Source organism: Pseudomonas sp. TTU2014-080ASC (assembly GCF_001446935.1).
GTDB lineage: Bacteria > Pseudomonadota > Gammaproteobacteria > Pseudomonadales > Pseudomonadaceae > Aquipseudomonas.
The window spans coordinates 875,217-890,874 of record NZ_LKKK01000002.1; the positions used below are offsets into that span (position 1 = coordinate 875,217).

Below are 15,658 nucleotides of genomic sequence, written 5' to 3' on the forward strand. Positions count from 1 at the left end.
GGCTTACACCTTAATCCGTTGCATATAACTGTTGAACGCTTGCAGATAGCGGGGGATCGGCATCAGGAAGGCATCATGGCCCTGCGGTGCGTCGATCTCCAGATAGCAGACGTTCTTACGTGCAGCCGTCAGTGCGTCGACGATTTCCCGCGAGCGGGCTGGCGAAAAGCGCCAGTCGGTGGTGAAAGACATGACACAGAAATCCGCCTTCACACCAGCCAGGGTCTTGGCCAGATCACCGCCATAAGCCGCAGCCGGATCGAAGTAGTCCAGCGCCTTGGTCATCAGCACGTAGGTATTGGCGTCAAAGCGGGTGGAGAACTCTTCGCCCTGATAACGCAGATAACTTTCGACCTGGAACTCGACGCTATAGAAGTCGTAGTTGAGCTTGTCGGTCTTTAGCTCGCGCCCGAATTTCTCGCCCATGGCGTCATCAGACAGATAGGTGATGTGCCCGACCATGCGTGCCAGCATCAGGCCGCGCTTGGGGATCACGCCTTTTTCCTGGAAGCGGCCTTCGTTGAAGTCCGGGTCGGTGAGAATGGCCTGACGGGCGACTTCGTTAAAGGCGATGTTCTGTGCCGACAGCTTAGGTGCTGAGGCAATCGCCAGACAGTGGCGCACACGCTCCGGGTAGCTGATGGTCCATTGCAGCGCCTGCATGCCGCCAAGGCTGCCGCCAACAACCGCGGCCCATTGCTCAATACCGAGGTGATCGGCCAAGCGTGCCTGGCTGTGAACCCAGTCTTCTACTGTCATGACTGGGAACTCAGCCCCAAACGGCTTGCCGGTGGCCGGGTTAATGCTGGCCGGGCCGGTGGAGCCATTACAGCCGCCCAGGTTGTTCAGGCAGACGACAAAAAATTTGTTGGTATCAATGGCCTTGCCGGGGCCAATGCAGCTGTCCCACCAGCCCGGTTTGCGGTCATCAGCACTGTGGTAACCCGCCGCATGGTGGTGCCCCGAAAGGGCGTGGCAAATCAGTACGGCGTTGCTGCGTGCAGCATTCAGTTCGCCGTAGGTTTCAATCATCAGTTGGTATTCGGACAGGCTGCGTCCGCAAGCCAGCGCAAGCGGCTCAGCAAAATGCACAACCTGTGGAGTTACCAGGCCAACAGAATCGTGTGGAAAGGCAGTCGGCATCGACCTGCTCGCATCAGAAAGGTTGAAAAGGAGAAGGACGCAGTCTAAAGAGCACGGCAGCCCCCGGCAAGCGCAGGGGAGGCGGGCTTTGCGATCAGGCGGGGATGGCTATTCAGCAACCTTGCTACGGATGGCTCCGGGCAGGGTGACCACTTTGCCCTGACGCTGGATCGGTGCCGGGCGGCGCAGGGCACGCAGAATATCCCCGGCCAGCGCCAGTTGCTGCTCCAGTTCACTGCTGTATTGCACCAGGCGCTGGCAGCGTTCGCGGGTGCTGAGTGTCTCTTGTGCAACGCCTTTGAGGCGCGACATGTGGTTTTCCAGTAATTGCTTGTTTTCAAGGTTGTGCTGCAGCAGCGGCATCAGGGCGTCTTCGGTCCACTGGGCGATGTCCTGATTGAGGCGCTGATACAGGTTCACCACTTCTCTGACCAGGGTCGCAAAGAACAGCTTGCTCAGGCGATGTTGCTCGGTAAGTACGGTGCGCAGCTGTAGGCGGAAGCGATCTGCTTTGTCGCGCAGGTGTTCCAGTTCGCGTTGATAGCGCTGGGCATTGAAGTGCGGTGCATCGACGCTGTTGAGCGAGCTGACGTCGTTGTAGTGGCGATAGATGGCTGTGACCATTTTGTTAGCCATCTGCGCTTCGTGACTCAGGTTACTCAGGTCTGCCTCAAGGCTGGCGAAGAAGCCGCGAATGGCCTTGTTGATGCCCAGGGTGGTCCAACTGCTGGCCAGTGCCTTACGCAGTTCAACCATATGCAGATTCAGGCGCTCGCCACGGGTGGCGTGCTTGAGCATCTCGCCCTGACGTCTGAGCAGGCGCTGATTGGTTCTCAGGCCAAGCAGGCGCTTGTGGTGAAGCGTGTGGTCTTGTTTGGTGCGCGCGGTCAGGTCTGTCAGCAGTTGGCCGTTGTCCTGCTGGCTATTGCTCAGCAGCGCCAGTTGTTCGTTGACCTTTTGCAGGCGCAAGCCCAGTGCGTGCTGGCTGCCCTGCAATAAGGTGATCACTTGATTGACCACCCGCTGCTCCAGCAGCTGTTCTTTGCGCGCAATGATGCGTGTGGACAGCAGATTTTCCAGCTCGGGCAATTGGCTGCGGCTGAGCAGATTCAGGTCGTTACGGGCCTTGGCCAGCATGGCCTGCTTGGCTGAGAGCGGGACGACATCTTCAAAGCGGATACCCAGCTGTTTGGCGGTGTTGTGCTGCATTTTGTAGATGGCGTTCTGCACAAAGGCTTCGCCGGACAGGTCATCCCACAGCACGTCGATCTTGTTGAGCACGGCAAACAGGTTGGCCTGGGTGATGTCATCCAACTGCCGGATATGCTGCTGCCATACCGCCATATCACTGGCGGTGACGCCGGTGTCGGCTGCGAGGATAAAGATGATGGCCTGGGCGCTGGGCAACATCGACAGGGTCAGCTCGGGTTCGCTGCCCAGGGCGTTAAGACCGGGTGTATCCAGTATGCGTAGGCCATTGCGCAGCAGCGGGTGATCAATATTGATAAGGGCATGACGCCAGGCCGGGACCAGTACTTCACCAGATTTGTTGGCGCTCTCCAGCATGTCCTGCTGGAAACCGAGGGCGAGGGCTTGCTCCAGCGGCATAGTTTTGGTGCGAGCCAGCTGGCTCAGGGCCTGGACCATTCCCTCTGGGTCTTTCGGGTCCAGTGAGATGTTGACCCAGTGCCGCGGGACTTTTTTGAATTGGGTGATGTTGGCGTCACTGGAACGGGTTTCGATGGGCAGTAGGCGAATGTAGGCACGTTCGGCGTGGGCATCAAAGAACAGCTCGGTCGGGCACATGGTGGTACGCCCGATATTGGAGGGCAGTACGCGCTGACCGTAAGAGGAGAACAGCAGGCTGTTGATCAGCTCGGTTTTGCCACGGGAGTATTCGCCGACAAAGGCCAAGGTGATGTGATCGCTACGGATTAGCTTGAGTGCCCGATCCAGCTTTTCTTCCAGGGCGGGCGAACTCAGACGGTTGTTGACCAGCCAGCTGCGGTAACGGGTGATCTCGCGCATGAGGTCGCGCTTCCAGGTCACGTAACTGCTGACCTGCTGACTAAGACGCTCCAGACTCATGGTGTATCCCCCTTGGCAATCGGGTGTGCGACGTTCCGGCTTTGGTTGAGCCGGTTATGAACTTGGGTTCGTCGCCAGGCGGCGCATGCCGTCTGTAATGGTCCGAGAGAATTCCTAATTAGAATCCGTTTGTCCATAGAGTAGTGGCTATTTGATCTTATTTTTGCCGATAGCGCGCACAGTATGGACTAACAACCGAGATCCAGCTCGGCGGGACGAGATTTGGGTTGCTTGATGCGCACGCGTTTCTGTCGGCTTTGCTGGCCGCTCTCCAGTGTCACCTGGCTTTTGCTGACACCGAACACACCAGCCAGAAACCCCAGCAGGTGGGCATTGGCTTTGCCATCGACAGGAGGTGCGGTCAGGCGGATCTTCAGGCGTTCACCGTGCAGCCCGGCAAACTCGTCACGGCTTGCTTTGGGCTGCAGGTGGCAATCGAGGATGAGGTCGTCCCCATCCCAGCGGTAGTAGCTCATTAGATCGCCAGGCTCAGGCCTTTGAGCATGTTGGTCATGACGGCCAGATTGCGGATCACCAGCATGTCGATCAGGTTGAGGATCAGGAAGGCCACGATCGGCGAAAGATCCAATCCACCCATGTTGGGCAGGATACGGCGGATCGGCGCCAGCAGTGGCTCGCAGATTTGGTTGATCAGCATCGCGGTTGGGTTATGCGAGCCTTGAGCGACCCAAGACAGAATCACGCTGATGATCAGGGCAAAGAAGAACACCTTGAGGAACAGCGCAGTCACGCCGATGATCGACCAGATCAGCAGTTGTACCGGATTGACCAGACCGTAGCCGGACAGCATCAGGGTCAGTGCCATTAGCACCAGCTGCACGACGATGGCCAGGATCAGCGAGGCCAGGTCGAGGCCGCCCACGCTTGGGATGATTTTGCGCAATGGACGCAGCAGAGGGTGAGTGGCTTTGACGATGAACTGGCTGACCGGGTTGTAGAAATCAGCCCGCACCAGTTGCAGGATAAAGCGCAGCAGTACAATCAGCAGGTATAGGCTGCCGATGGTTTGCAGGATGTAAACAGCAGCGGTATCTAATCCGTTCATTAACCCAGTCCTTATTTACCCAGTTCTTCTGCCAGTTCGGCGGAGCGGTGAGCCGCAGCGTTTAGCGCTTTTTCCACCAGTGTTTCAAAGCCGTTGGCCTGGAATGTCTTGATAGCCGCTTCGGTGGTGCCCGCCGGGGAAGTCACACGGCGGCGCAGTTCACTGGCATCGACATCGCTGGAGACCGCCATGCGTGCCGCACCGAGGGCGGTTTGCAGGGTCAGTTGGGCCGCAGTTTCACGGGGCAGGCCGAGTTTTTCACCGGCTGCGGTCATGGCCTCGATCAGCAGGAAGAAGTAAGCCGGGCCTGAGCCAGATACGGCGGTAACTGCGTCGATCTGTTCTTCGTTTTCCAGCCATAGGGCAACACCGACCGCGCTGAGCAGCTCTTGCGCCTGATCGCGTTGTTCGGCAGAAACCTGGGCATTGGCGTACAGGCCGCTGACGCCTTCGCGCAGCAGCGCTGGAGTATTGGGCATGCAGCGCACGATAGCGCGCGGTCCCAGCCAGCTTTCCAGGCTGGCGCAGCTGATGCCTGCGGCAATCGATACCACCAGTTGTCCTGCGCTGAGGTGGGGGGCCAGATCCAGGCATACGTCTTTCATCACCTGGGGTTTGACCGACAGCACGATGACGTCTGCGCCTTGAATCGCTTCGGTATTCGATTCGAACGTGGCAATGCCATGCTCAGCGGTGATTTTGCTGCGTTGTTCTGCGCCGCGGTCGCTGGCGCGGATGGCGCTGGCTTCAGTGCCTTGGGCGCGTAACCCGCCAATCAGGCTGGCGGCCATGTTTCCTGCGCCGACAAAGGCAATGCGTGGAGTGGTCATAGCGGTTTCCTTTAAAACGCTGCTTGCTAATGCAATCAGCTACTGTAATCACGTGCACCAAACAAAGCGGTTCCAATCCGAACCCAGGTGGCCCCTTCAGCAATGGCCGCCTCCAGATCATGGCTCATGCCCATGGACAAGGTGTCCAGTGGCAGGTTCAGCGTCTCTTGCAGTCTACGCAGTTTGGCAAACGCTTCGCGTTGTAGCACAGGGTCATCGGTTGGCTCTGGGATCGCCATCAGTCCGCGCAGGCGCAGGTTAGGCAGTTGTGTAACAGCATGTGCCAGTGTGTAGATTTCATCAGGTGAGCAACCGGACTTGCTGTCTTCTGCGCTGACATTCACTTGCAGGCAGATGTTCAGTGCAGGTAGCCCGGCTGGACGCTGAGCCGACAGACGTTCGGCGATCTTCAGGCGATCGACTGAGTGCACCCAGTCGAAATGTTCGGCAATAGGCCGGGTTTTGTTGGACTGGATCGGGCCAATGAAGTGCCAAACCAAAGGCAGGTCATTGAGCTGTTGCTGCTTCTCGAGTGCTTCTTGCAGGTAGTTCTCACCAAAGTCGCGAAGGCCCGCTCTAAAGGCCTCGCGGATCGCCTCTGCAGGTTTGGTCTTGCTCACGGCAAGCAGGCCAACTGCTGATTTTTCACGGTTCGCGGCCTGTGCTGCGGCATCAATCCGCACGCCGACCTTTGCAATATTCTCTGCTATCGTGGACATTATTTGCGCCCGCCGCTTGGGTTTCGCGGCATTCTACCTGCTTGTTTGCCATTAGGGAGTCCCATGGATATCACTGAGTTGCTGGCCTTCAGTGCCAAGCAAGGTGCATCGGACCTGCATCTTTCCGCCGGCCTGCCACCGATGATCCGCGTTGACGGCGATGTCCGTCGCATCAATTTGCCTGCCATGGATCACAAGCAGGTGCACGCGCTGATTTACGACATCATGAACGATAAACAGCGTAAGGATTACGAAGAGTTCCTGGAGACTGACTTCTCTTTCGAAGTCCCTGGTGTTGCCCGTTTCCGGGTTAACGCCTTTAACCAGAATCGTGGTGCTGGCGCAGTATTCCGTACCATTCCGTCCAAAGTTCTGAGCATGGACGATCTGGGCATGGGCGAGATCTTCCGCAAGATCGCCGATGTACCGCGTGGGCTGGTGCTGGTCACCGGGCCGACCGGTTCGGGTAAATCGACCACCTTGGCGGCGATGCTCGATTACATCAATAACAACAAGTATCACCATATTCTGACCGTCGAAGACCCAATCGAATTCGTTCACGAGTCGAAGAAGTGCCTGGTCAACCAGCGTGAAGTGCACCGCGATACCCTCGGCTTTACCGAAGCCCTACGCTCGGCGCTGCGTGAAGACCCGGACATCATCCTCGTGGGTGAGATGCGTGACCTTGAAACCATCCGCCTGGCGCTAACCGCTGCGGAAACCGGTCACTTGGTATTCGGTACCTTGCACACCACCTCGGCGGCGAAGACTATCGACCGTGTGGTTGACGTGTTCCCGGCGGAAGAGAAGTCCATGGTTCGCTCCATGCTTTCTGAATCCTTACAGGCGGTGGTTTCGCAGACGCTGTTGAAGAAAATCGGCGGTGGTCGGGTGGCCGCTCACGAAATCATGATCGGCACACCAGCCATTCGTAACCTGATCCGTGAGGACAAGGTGGCGCAGATGTATTCCGCGATCCAGACGGGTGGCTCGCTGGGCATGCAGACCCTGGATGCCTGCCTTAAAGGCCTGGTTGCGAAGGGTGTGGTCAGTCGTGATGCGGCCCGCGAGAAGGCCAAAACGCCGGAAAACTTCTAAATACCCTCCCGCCATTGCTGTAAGGCGGGTTTGTTTTGGCTATGTACCGTGCGCGTAGCCCGAGTTTGCTTGAATGTGCGGTTTTGGTGGGGGAGCCAAGATGGAATTCGAAAAACTGTTGCGCCTGATGGTGGAAAAAAACGCATCCGACCTGTTCATCACAGCCGGTGTGCCGCCGTCCATGAAGGTCAACGGCAAGCTGGTCCCGATCACCAAAACGCCGATGTCGCCAGAGCAGACGCGGGAAACCGTGTTTTCGGTGATGAACGAACAGCAGCGTCGGGATTTTGCACAGCATCACGAATGCAACTTCGCTATCAGCGCGCGTGGCATTGGGCGTTTCCGGGTCAGCGCGTTCTACCAGCGCAACTTGGCCGGTATGGTACTGCGCCGCATCGAAACCAAGATCCCGACCCTAGAAGAGCTGAAACTGCCGGATGTGCTGAAGAACCTGGCCATGACCAAGCGCGGCTTGGTGCTGTTTGTAGGGGCCACAGGCACGGGTAAGTCGACCTCGCTGGCGGCTATGATCGGCTACCGCAACCGCAACAGCAGCGGTCATATCATCAGCATTGAGGACCCGATCGAGTTTATCCATCAGCACCAGAGCTGCATCGTCACTCAGCGTGAAGTGGGTATCGATACCGAGTCTTTCGATGTGGCCCTGAAGAACACCCTGCGTCAGGCCCCGGACGTCATTCTGATCGGCGAGGTGCGTACCCGCGAGACCATGGATCACGCCGTTGCGTTTGCCGAAACCGGCCACCTGTGTCTGGCCACCCTGCACGCCAACAACGCCAACCAAGCGTTGGATCGCATCATCAACTTCTTCCCGGCTGATCGTCAGGGGCAGGTGTGGATGGATTTATCTCTGAACCTCAAGGCCATTGTGGCCCAGCAACTGGTACCAACGCCTGATGGTAAGGGCCGTCGCGCCGTAATTGAGGTGCTGATCAATACGCCGCTGGTGGCTGACCTGATCCGAAAAGGCGAAGTGCACGAGCTGAAGTCGCTGATGAAGCGCTCCACCGAGCACGGTATGCAGACATTCGACCAGGCGCTGTACAACCTCTACACCCAAGGCGAGATCACCTACGAAGATGCATTGCTGCATGCTGACTCGTCCAACGATCTGCGCCTGATGATCAAGCTGGGCTCAGATACTGCGACGGAAAACCAGCAAGCAATGACCAACCTGACCCAAGGTCTGTCCTTGGAAGAGGACGATCCGACAGGCCGACGCTTCCGCTAGCAGGCAGTTGCGATGTTCTGTTGCGGGCTTAGACACTATGCTTAGGTAGGAATATTCTGAGCAATTGTGTTTAACGGAGGGTTACTCATGCAGCAGGACACGCACAGTAAGGTCATTGGTTACCTGTTATGGATTTTCGGTTTTCTCGGTTCTCACCGTTTTTACTACGGCAAACCAGTAACCGGGACCATTTGGTTCTTTACGCTTGGGTTGTTTTTTATCGGTTGGATCATTGACCTGTTTCTGATTCCAGCGATGGACCGTGAGGCGGATAAGCGCTTCACCAGTGGCGAGACTGACTACAACGTAGCCTGGATTCTCCTCACCTTTCTAGGGGTGTTCGGCGTTCATCGTATGTACATGGGCAAGTGGATAACTGGCTTGCTCTATCTGTGCACCGGCGGTTTGCTGTTTGTGGGTGTGCTGTATGACTTCTGGACACTAAACAGCCAGATTTCAGAGAAAAACAACGCCATGCGCTGATCGTGTAGATAACAACAAAAAGCCCGCCAATTGGCGGGCTTTTTGTTTGCTGGGCGATCAGGCCTGATAGCTGATGCGGCCGTTGACCAGGGTATAGCGCACAGCACCCGGCAGGCAGTGGCCGATAAAGGGGCAGTTGCCACCTTTGGAATACCAGGTTTCTCCGGCCAGCGTGGATGCTTGCGGATCAAATAGCAGCACGTCAGCAGGCTCTCCGACGGCCAGACGACCCAGTGGTAAACGCAAGGCGTCCGCCGGGCCACTGCTGAGGCGCGCGAGCAGGGTGGGCAGATCAAGCAGGCCGTCCTGTACCAGCGTCAGCGCCAAGGGCAGCAGCAGCTGCACGCTGCTCATCCCGGCTTCGGTCTGACCGAACGGAGCCAGCTTGGCATCCCGCTCATGGGGCTGGTGATGGCTGGCAATCGCGCTGATCACGCCGCTTTTAACCGCAGCGCGCAGACCTTCGCGATCTGCTTGGGTGCGCAGGGGCGGCTGGACGTGATATAGGCTGGAAAAGTTCAGCAGAGCCTCATCAGTGAGGATCAGCTGGTACATCGCTACGTCAGCTGTGACTGGCAGGCCGCGTGCCTGAGCCTCGGCAATCAACTGCGCGCCCCGGGCGCTGGTCAGTTGGCTGAAGTGTGCGCGCACGCCGGTCTGCTCCACCAGCAGCAGGTCACGGGCCAGTGCAATGGTTTCAGCCTCTTCCGGGATGCCGGGCAGGCCGAGGAAACTTGCGGTCGCGCCTTCATGAGCCAGACCACCCTCAGCCAGATCGTGATCCTGCGACTGGAACACAACAGTCAGGTCAAAAGTGGCTGCGTATTCCAGCGCGCGGCGCAGGTTGCGGTTGTTGCGGAAGTTGTTCAGACCGTTGGTAAAGGCCACGCAGCCTGCGTCCCGCAGCGCAACCAGCTCAGCCAGTTGCTCACCTTCAAGACCTTTGCTCAGTGCGCCAAGCGGCAGGACCTTGGTGTGGCCCGCTTCTCGGGCGCGATCAAGAATCAGCTCGGCTACAGCGGTAGTGTCCAGTACCGGGCGGGTAAGCGGTGGACAGCACAGGCTGGTCACGCCGCCCGCTGCAGCGGCCAGGGTTTCAGTGCTGATCGAGCCTTTGCGGCTGTAGCCCGGTTCGCGCAGAGAAACATTCAGGTCAACCAAGCCGGGGGCGGCAACCAAACCCTGGGCGTCAATGGTCTGTACCGCTTCAAAACCAGCCGGGGCTTGGCCGATGCTGAGAATTTTGCCGTCGGCAATGTAAAGATCGGCCTGCTGATCGAAACCGCTGTGCGGGTCGATGACGCGGGCACCGAGGATACGGGTAGGCATCAGTTCTGCTCCTCGGAATCTTGATTAAGTTGTCGCTGCGCGGTTTGGCCGCTCATGGCCATGGACAGCACAGCCATGCGGATGGCAATGCCGTAAGTGACCTGATTGAGAATGACCGACTGCGGGCCATCGGCCACGGCGGATTCAATTTCGACGCCGCGGTTGATCGGGCCCGGGTGCATCACCAGAGCATCCGGCTTGGCCAGTTTCAGGCGTTCTTCAGTCAGACCGAACAGGCGGTAGAACTCGCCCTCGCTAGGCAGCAGGCCGCCGGTCATGCGTTCGCGCTGCAAGCGCAGCATGATCACTACGTCGACATCTTTCAGGCCAGCGGCCATGTCGCTGTAGACGCTCACGCCATACTGCTCAATGCCGACAGGCAGCAGGGTTTTCGGTGCAATAACGCGGATATCCGGGCAGCCCAGAGTTTTCAGAGCCAGCATGTTGGAGCGGGCAACGCGGGAGTGCAGGATGTCACCGACAATGGCTACCGACAGGTTTTCGAAGCCACCTTTGTGGCGGCGAATGGTGAGCATGTCGAGCATGCCCTGAGTCGGGTGCGCGTGACGGCCGTCTCCGCCGTTGATGATGGCCAGGTTGGGGCACACGTGTTCGGCGATAAAGTGCGCTGCGCCTGAGTCGGCATGGCGCACAACAAAGATGTCGGCGGCCATGGCTTCAAGGTTGCGCAGAGTGTCGAACAGGGTTTCACCCTTGCTGGTAGAGCTGGTCGATACGTTTAGGCTGATTACGTCAGCGGACAGACGCTGAGCGGCCAGTTCAAAGGTGGTGCGGGTGCGGGTCGAGTTCTCGAAGAACACGTTGCACACCGTTTTGCCGCGTAGCAGCGGCACTTTTTTCACAGCTCTGGCGCCGACTTCCAGGAAGGAGTCAGCGGTGTCCAGGATTTCAGTCAGCAGCTCGCGGGGCAGTCCGTCGAGGGACAAAAAATGGCGGAGCTGACCTTGGTCATTCAGTTGCAGCGGGCGCTTGTCGGCGAGTGGCGTCATCGCGGGGAATCTCAGTTGGCGAGCGTTTGCAGCTCGAGGGTCAGCGGCGTTGGGCCGGACAATTTTACCCGCTGATTGGCCTCAAGGGACAGGGTTGCACCTACTACATCGGGTCGCACCGGCAATTCGCGGGCATCCAGGTCAAGCAGGGTGACGAGGGTGACGCTGGCCGGGCGGCCGTAGTCGAACAGCTCGTTCAAGGCGGCGCGGATGGTACGCCCGCTCATAAGCACGTCATCAATCAGGACCAGGTGTTGGCCTTCGATCTCAAAGGGCAGGTCGGACGGTTTTACCTGCGGATGCAGGCCGTTCTGCGTGAAATCGTCGCGGTAAAACGAGACATCCAACGTGCCCAGCGGTGCCTGGATATCCAGTTCGGTCAGTAGCGCCTGAGCCACCCATACGCCGCCGGTACGAATACCGATAAAGTTCGGCTCGCTGATGGCGCGCTTGTTCAGGTGGCGGGTCAAGGCCGCGGCCATTTGCGGAAGCAGTTCGGCCGGGTTGGGTAAGCTCATGCAGTTCTCCTGATTTGCTGTGCGCAGCACTGGCCGCGTGGGTTCAGCCGTAATGGTGTTCAAGCCAGCCTTGTAACAACAGGGCGGCGGCCAGCGCATCGACCGGCCGCTCGCGGTAGCCGCTGTTCTGACCCTGGCGCAGGCGTTGGCCCTTGGCTTCGAAAGTGGTCAGGCGTTCGTCATGGGTATGGACCGGCAGGTTGTAGCGACCGTTGAGGCGGCGGGCGAACTTCTCGGCGCGTTCGCTCATTTCACTACGGGTACCGTCCATGTTCAGTGGCAGACCAACGACAATTGCATCAGGTTGCCATTCTTTGATCAGCGCTTCGACTTTTTGCCAGTCGGGTACGCCGTTCTGTGCCTTTAGAATGCACAGTTCGCGGGCCTGGCCGGTAATCACCTGGCCGACCGCGACGCCGATCTGTTTGGTGCCGTAGTCAAAGCCCAGCAGCAGGCGCACGGGTTTTTCTTGTGCTGTGCTCATCAAGCGTGTCCAGCCTGGGATGTGAGTAAGCTGAGGTTGACGCCCAGTTGGGCGGCTGAGGCGTTGAGGCGCTGGTCGTAAGGCAGCTCAAATATGATCGAGTTGTCGACTGGGCACGTCAGCCATGTGTTTTCGACCAGTTCAGCTTCAAGTTGTCCGGCATCCCAACCGGCATATCCCAGAGCAATCAGGTATTTGTCCGGGCCTTCACCGCTGGCAATCGAGAACAGAACATCCTGCGAAGTGGTCAGGCTCAGTTCGCCCAGGTCAAGTGTGGACTGGAAGATCTGACCCCGAGGATGGAGCACAAAGCCTCGATCGGTCTGGACTGGTCCGCCGCTGTAGATCGGCAGGCTATGGCAGAGCGCGGGGACGTCTTCGTCGGGGCGTAGTTGTTCGAGCACATCCGCCAGGTTGAGCCCGTTGGGCTTATTGATCACCAGTCCCATGGCGCCATGTTCGTTGTGATCAACCAGGTATGTAACGGTTTGCGCGAAATTCGGATCGGCCATATGTGGCATGGCAATCAGAAGGTGGTTCTTGAGGTAGCTTGGATTGGCGTCTTTCATGGGCGCTAGTGTCGGGCTTCCGGCGGGTGTCTTCAAGCATTGGCTGCCCGGATGCTGCTTACTGCCGTGACATCAGTTGCTTTGCAGACGGTCGCCCCGTTCGAAGCGCCAGGTGCGGATGATCTCGAGGCGGTCAATGTCGGCCAGATCGCCGGTAAACGGCGCAAATGGGGCCGCCAGACGGACGATGCGCAGTGCTGCCTGGTCCAACAGCGGTTGCCCGGAAGACTCCAGTACCTGCACCTCATACAGGGTGCCGTCACGGTTGATCGAGACCAGCAGGCGCAGGCTGCCGTATATCTGTTTGCGACGGGCTTCGTCGGGGTAGTTCAGGTTGCCAATGCGTTCAACTTTTTTGCGCCATTCGTCCTTATACCAGGCACCTTTGTCGCGCATGGTTGAGGCGGCATTCAGACGGTGAATTTTTGGGCGTTTGGCGTATTGCTGTACTTCCATCGCCAGCTCGGCTTCAAGGCTGGCAATTTCTGAGGAAAGTTGGGCGCTATCAAACACCGGAGCGGGACGCGGTGTAGGCGTAGGTTTGGTTTCTTCCCGCTTGACCGGGGTCTTCTGCGGTTGAGGTGTGCGGGTGGCAATGGCGGCTTTGGGCGCTTGCGGTTTGACCGCAGGTGGAGGCTCCGGTGTGGCCGGTGGCGTGACCTTTTTCACCTGAGTGTCCTGGAACAGCGCTTGTTCGGTGGTCTTTGGTGCCGCCTTGTGCTCCAGGGTGCCGCTGCCTTGCTGGTTTTCTTGGGCGAGGAAGTCGGCGTCTTTCGGCTTTTCTTCGCTCTTGAAAGTGGAAAGGGTGATTTCAAGTGTTTTGCTGATCTGGCTCGGGTCGGCCAGTGTAAAGCCGAGCCCGAGGATCAGGACCACGTGCAGCAGCGCGGCGATGAATAGGGTAAAGCCCAGGCGATCTGCCGGCTGGATACCAGTCTTGGCAACTTCTGATTGTCGGGCTTTTGGTTTCATCGCTTGTGGCGTTTGTCGAAGTTGTCGCGCAGTCTGCCGACGGCGCGGGCAAATGTCTACGCAGCGCTGCGTTCGGCGAGCTTTTCCGCGATCTTGTCCATAAGGCGTTCACCGATCCGGGTATCGTAGGCAGCGTCAATCTCGCGGATGCAGGTCGGGCTGGTGACGTTGATCTCGGTGAGGTGGTCGCCGATCACATCCAGCCCCACAAAAATCAGTCCTTTCTCCCGTAGTGTCGGGCCGACTGCAGCGGCGATTTCCTTATCGCGTTCGGTCAGTGGGCGGGCTTCGCCACGACCACCGGCGGCCAGGTTGCCCCGGGTTTCACCGGCAGCTGGAATCCGTGCCAAGCAGTAAGGAACCGGCTCGCCATCAATCATCAGGATGCGTTTGTCACCGTCTTTGATCGCCGGAAGGTACGCCTGCGCCATGATCTGCTGCTGGCCGTGGTTGGTCAGGGTTTCCAGAATGACGGAGAGGTTTGGATCACCTTCGCGGTGGCGGAATATCAAAGAACCGCCCATTCCATCGAGCGGTTTGAGAATGATGTCACGTTGTTCGCGTGCAAAGTCTCTCAGAATGTCGGCCCGGCGGCTGACAACTGTGGTCGGTGTGTACTGGCTGAATTGAGTGGCGAAGTATTTTTCGTTGCAGTCACGCAGGCTTTGCGGACGGTTCACCACGAGAACGCCCGCTTGTTCAGCTTGCTCCAGGAGGTAGGTGGAGTAGATGAATTCGTTGTCAAAGGGCGGATCTTTGCGCATCAGGATCACATCCAGCTCGCTCAGCGCAATGTTCTGTTCATCTTCCAGCTCAAACCAATGATCTGGGTCATTGAACACGCGAAGCGGGGAGGCTTTAGCACGGGCTTCTCCCTTAAACTGGAAGAGGTCCTTCTGTTCCATGTAGAAAAGGGACCAACCGCGAGCCTGGGCTGCTAAAAGCATGGCCAGAGAGCTGTCCTTTTTAAAGGTGATCTGGCTGATGGGATCCATGACAATACCGAGGCGGACGCTCATGGCGAGATTCTCCGTGTAATAGTTGCAGCTTAGGCTGGGTATGACTAAAAGGTGCGTCAGGGTGGCGCTGGTGGGGCGGGTGGTCAAGGGGAAAGCTGCCTGCATCCACCATATAGATTGCATCTGGAGAGTGTGCTACAAAGGCCGGACGATTGGGGTACAGCCCATCGGTGACAGGGCCGCAGCAGCACTGATATAACTGAAAATAAAGATTCACCGAGGCGATGGTAGGGCAAACATGGAACAGCATTCCGAAGGGTTGAGAGTCATGGTGATCGACGATTCGAAAACGATTCGCCGAACTGCCGAAACTCTGCTGAAAAAGGTTGGCTGCGATGTGGTTACCGCAGTCGACGGCTTTGATGCTTTGGCAAAAATTGCAGATACCCATCCAAATATCATTTTTGTCGACATCATGATGCCGCGTCTCGATGGCTATCAGACGTGTGCGCTGATTAAGAACAACAGTTCTTTCAAAACCACTCCCGTGATCATGCTCTCCTCAAAGGATGGCCTGTTCGACAAGGCCAAAGGGCGGATTGTCGGCTCTGATCAGTACCTGACTAAACCATTCAGCAAAGAAGAGCTGCTCGGCGCAATCAAGGCCCACGTGCCTGACTTCACGCCTGTTGAGCAAGCATCCTGACGCTGGGCTGTTTAGCAGAGCGTTCCATACAAGCATTAGGACACACTATGGCTCGAATTCTCGTAGTTGATGACTCACCGACTGAAATGTACAAACTGACCGCCATGCTGGAAAAGCACGGTCATGAAGTGCTCAAGGCCGAAAATGGCGCGGACGGTGTAGCGCTGGCGCGTCAGGAAAAACCTGATGCAGTGCTGATGGATATCGTGATGCCGGGCCTCAATGGCTTTCAGGCGACCCGTCAGCTGACCAAGGACGCCGAGACCAGTCACATTCCGGTGATTATCGTCACCACCAAAGATCAGGAAACCGACAAGGTTTGGGGGAAACGTCAGGGGGCCAAGGACTATCTGACCAAACCGGTTGAAGAAGATACTCTGATTCAAACCCTGAACGCGGTTTTGGCCGGTTAACCGGTGACTGTCCGCAATT

Annotated in this window: 18 protein-coding genes; 5 read left to right on the forward strand and 13 right to left on the reverse strand. The window is 57.8% G+C overall.

Going from position 1 to position 15,658, the window contains the following annotated elements; all coding sequences use genetic code 11:
* Positions 1–3: 3 nt before the first annotated feature.
* The 6 genes from metX to AO726_RS09550 all read right to left on the reverse strand — a co-directional run bounded on the left by metX (position 4) and on the right by AO726_RS09550 (position 5,846).
* Positions 4–1,143, reverse strand: coding sequence for a homoserine O-succinyltransferase MetX (gene metX / locus AO726_RS09525; protein ID WP_058067824.1), 1,140 nt, complete (start codon positions 1,141–1,143; stop codon positions 4–6).
* Positions 1,144–1,251: 108 nt separating this feature from the next.
* Positions 1,252–3,231: a dynamin family protein gene (locus AO726_RS09530; protein WP_058067825.1), complete on the reverse strand. Its 1,980-nt coding sequence runs from the start codon at positions 3,229–3,231 to the stop codon at positions 1,252–1,254.
* Positions 3,232–3,419: 188 nt separating this feature from the next.
* A complete protein-coding gene (locus tag AO726_RS09535; protein ID WP_058067826.1) occupies positions 3,420–3,707 on the reverse strand; it encodes a DUF167 domain-containing protein in 288 nt (95 codons plus the stop codon).
* On the reverse strand, positions 3,707–4,297 hold the full coding sequence (locus AO726_RS09540; RefSeq protein WP_058067827.1) for a YggT family protein: 591 nt from the start codon (positions 4,295–4,297) through the stop codon (positions 3,707–3,709). The genes AO726_RS09535 and AO726_RS09540 overlap by 1 nt, the downstream gene beginning before the upstream one ends.
* Positions 4,298–4,308: 11 nt before the next feature.
* Positions 4,309–5,127: a pyrroline-5-carboxylate reductase gene (gene proC / locus AO726_RS09545; protein WP_058067828.1), complete on the reverse strand. Its 819-nt coding sequence runs from the start codon at positions 5,125–5,127 to the stop codon at positions 4,309–4,311.
* Positions 5,128–5,162: 35 nt separating this feature from the next.
* Positions 5,163–5,846 carry a YggS family pyridoxal phosphate-dependent enzyme gene (locus AO726_RS09550; protein WP_058067829.1) on the reverse strand — a complete coding sequence of 228 codons (684 nt, stop codon included), beginning with the start codon at positions 5,844–5,846 and terminating at the stop codon, positions 5,163–5,165.
* A gap of 63 nt (positions 5,847–5,909) precedes the next feature.
* Between AO726_RS09550 and AO726_RS09555 the strand changes: the two genes are divergently transcribed.
* The 3 genes from AO726_RS09555 (at position 5,910) to AO726_RS09565 (ending at position 8,679) form a co-directional block, all read left to right on the forward strand.
* The gene (locus AO726_RS09555) at positions 5,910–6,944 is read left to right on the forward strand and encodes a type IV pilus twitching motility protein PilT (protein ID WP_058067830.1); all 1,035 of its coding nucleotides are present in this window, start codon (positions 5,910–5,912) and stop codon (positions 6,942–6,944) included.
* Between the two features lie 100 nt (positions 6,945–7,044).
* On the forward strand, positions 7,045–8,196 hold the full coding sequence (locus tag AO726_RS09560; protein WP_058067831.1) for a PilT/PilU family type 4a pilus ATPase: 1,152 nt from the start codon (positions 7,045–7,047) through the stop codon (positions 8,194–8,196).
* A gap of 87 nt (positions 8,197–8,283) precedes the next feature.
* A complete protein-coding gene (locus tag AO726_RS09565; protein ID WP_058067832.1) occupies positions 8,284–8,679 on the forward strand; it encodes an NINE protein in 396 nt (131 codons plus the stop codon).
* Between the two features lie 57 nt (positions 8,680–8,736).
* On the opposite strand, the gene AO726_RS09570 is transcribed toward AO726_RS09565, so the two are convergent.
* The 7 genes from AO726_RS09570 to gshB form a co-directional block, all read right to left on the reverse strand.
* The gene (locus tag AO726_RS09570; protein ID WP_058067833.1) at positions 8,737–10,008 is read right to left on the reverse strand and encodes a dihydroorotase; all 1,272 of its coding nucleotides are present in this window, start codon (positions 10,006–10,008) and stop codon (positions 8,737–8,739) included.
* Positions 10,008–11,018 (reverse strand): aspartate carbamoyltransferase catalytic subunit, encoded by a 1,011-nt coding sequence (locus tag AO726_RS09575; protein ID WP_058067834.1) that lies wholly within the window; start codon positions 11,016–11,018, stop codon positions 10,008–10,010. The genes AO726_RS09570 and AO726_RS09575 overlap by 1 nt, the downstream gene beginning before the upstream one ends.
* A gap of 11 nt (positions 11,019–11,029) precedes the next feature.
* A complete protein-coding gene (gene pyrR, locus AO726_RS09580; protein ID WP_058067835.1) occupies positions 11,030–11,536 on the reverse strand; it encodes a bifunctional pyr operon transcriptional regulator/uracil phosphoribosyltransferase PyrR in 507 nt (168 codons plus the stop codon).
* A gap of 43 nt (positions 11,537–11,579) precedes the next feature.
* Positions 11,580–12,020, reverse strand: coding sequence for a Holliday junction resolvase RuvX (ruvX, locus tag AO726_RS09585; RefSeq protein ID WP_058067836.1), 441 nt, complete (start codon positions 12,018–12,020; stop codon positions 11,580–11,582).
* Positions 12,020–12,589, reverse strand: a complete 570-nt coding sequence (locus AO726_RS09590) for a YqgE/AlgH family protein (protein WP_058067837.1) — start codon at positions 12,587–12,589, stop codon at positions 12,020–12,022. Before AO726_RS09590 ends, ruvX begins: the two co-directional genes overlap by 1 nt.
* Before the next feature lie 72 nt (positions 12,590–12,661).
* Entirely contained in the window at positions 12,662–13,561 is a 900-nt protein-coding gene (locus AO726_RS09595) for an energy transducer TonB (protein WP_058067838.1), read from the reverse strand.
* Positions 13,562–13,617: 56 nt separating this feature from the next.
* A complete protein-coding gene (gshB, locus tag AO726_RS09600) occupies positions 13,618–14,580 on the reverse strand; it encodes a glutathione synthase (protein ID WP_058067839.1) in 963 nt (320 codons plus the stop codon).
* 238 nt (positions 14,581–14,818) lie between these two features.
* Here gshB and pilG point away from each other — a divergent pair, with 238 nt between their 5' ends.
* Both pilG and pilH read left to right on the forward strand, forming a co-directional pair.
* Entirely contained in the window at positions 14,819–15,226 is a 408-nt protein-coding gene (gene pilG / locus AO726_RS09605) for a twitching motility response regulator PilG (protein ID WP_058067840.1), read from the forward strand.
* Positions 15,227–15,273: 47 nt separating this feature from the next.
* Positions 15,274–15,639, forward strand: coding sequence for a twitching motility response regulator PilH (gene pilH / locus AO726_RS09610; protein WP_058067841.1), 366 nt, complete (start codon positions 15,274–15,276; stop codon positions 15,637–15,639).
* Positions 15,640–15,658: the final 19 nt, after the last annotated feature.

Coding starts and splice junctions, on each gene's coding strand:
- AO726_RS09590 (WP_058067837.1), bottom strand. CDS start 12,589: ATGAAAGACGCCAATCCAAGCTACCTCAAGAACCACCTTCTGATTGCC.
- AO726_RS09555 (WP_058067830.1), top strand. CDS start 5,910: ATGGATATCACTGAGTTGCTGGCCTTCAGTGCCAAGCAAGGTGCATCG.
- AO726_RS09570 (WP_058067833.1), bottom strand. CDS start 10,008: ATGCCTACCCGTATCCTCGGTGCCCGCGTCATCGACCCGCACAGCGGT.
- gshB (WP_058067839.1), bottom strand. CDS start 14,580: ATGAGCGTCCGCCTCGGTATTGTCATGGATCCCATCAGCCAGATCACC.
- proC (WP_058067828.1), bottom strand. CDS start 5,127: ATGACCACTCCACGCATTGCCTTTGTCGGCGCAGGAAACATGGCCGCC.
- pyrR (WP_058067835.1), bottom strand. CDS start 11,536: ATGAGCTTACCCAACCCGGCCGAACTGCTTCCGCAAATGGCCGCGGCC.
- pilG (WP_058067840.1), top strand. CDS start 14,819: ATGGAACAGCATTCCGAAGGGTTGAGAGTCATGGTGATCGACGATTCG.
- pilH (WP_058067841.1), top strand. CDS start 15,274: ATGGCTCGAATTCTCGTAGTTGATGACTCACCGACTGAAATGTACAAA.
- metX (WP_058067824.1), bottom strand. CDS start 1,143: ATGCCGACTGCCTTTCCACACGATTCTGTTGGCCTGGTAACTCCACAG.
- AO726_RS09540 (WP_058067827.1), bottom strand. CDS start 4,297: ATGAACGGATTAGATACCGCTGCTGTTTACATCCTGCAAACCATCGGC.
- ruvX (WP_058067836.1), bottom strand. CDS start 12,020: ATGAGCACAGCACAAGAAAAACCCGTGCGCCTGCTGCTGGGCTTTGAC.
- AO726_RS09535 (WP_058067826.1), bottom strand. CDS start 3,707: ATGAGCTACTACCGCTGGGATGGGGACGACCTCATCCTCGATTGCCAC.
- AO726_RS09565 (WP_058067832.1), top strand. CDS start 8,284: ATGCAGCAGGACACGCACAGTAAGGTCATTGGTTACCTGTTATGGATT.
- AO726_RS09575 (WP_058067834.1), bottom strand. CDS start 11,018: ATGACGCCACTCGCCGACAAGCGCCCGCTGCAACTGAATGACCAAGGT.
- AO726_RS09550 (WP_058067829.1), bottom strand. CDS start 5,846: ATGTCCACGATAGCAGAGAATATTGCAAAGGTCGGCGTGCGGATTGAT.
- AO726_RS09560 (WP_058067831.1), top strand. CDS start 7,045: ATGGAATTCGAAAAACTGTTGCGCCTGATGGTGGAAAAAAACGCATCC.
- AO726_RS09530 (WP_058067825.1), bottom strand. CDS start 3,231: ATGAGTCTGGAGCGTCTTAGTCAGCAGGTCAGCAGTTACGTGACCTGG.
- AO726_RS09595 (WP_058067838.1), bottom strand. CDS start 13,561: ATGAAACCAAAAGCCCGACAATCAGAAGTTGCCAAGACTGGTATCCAG.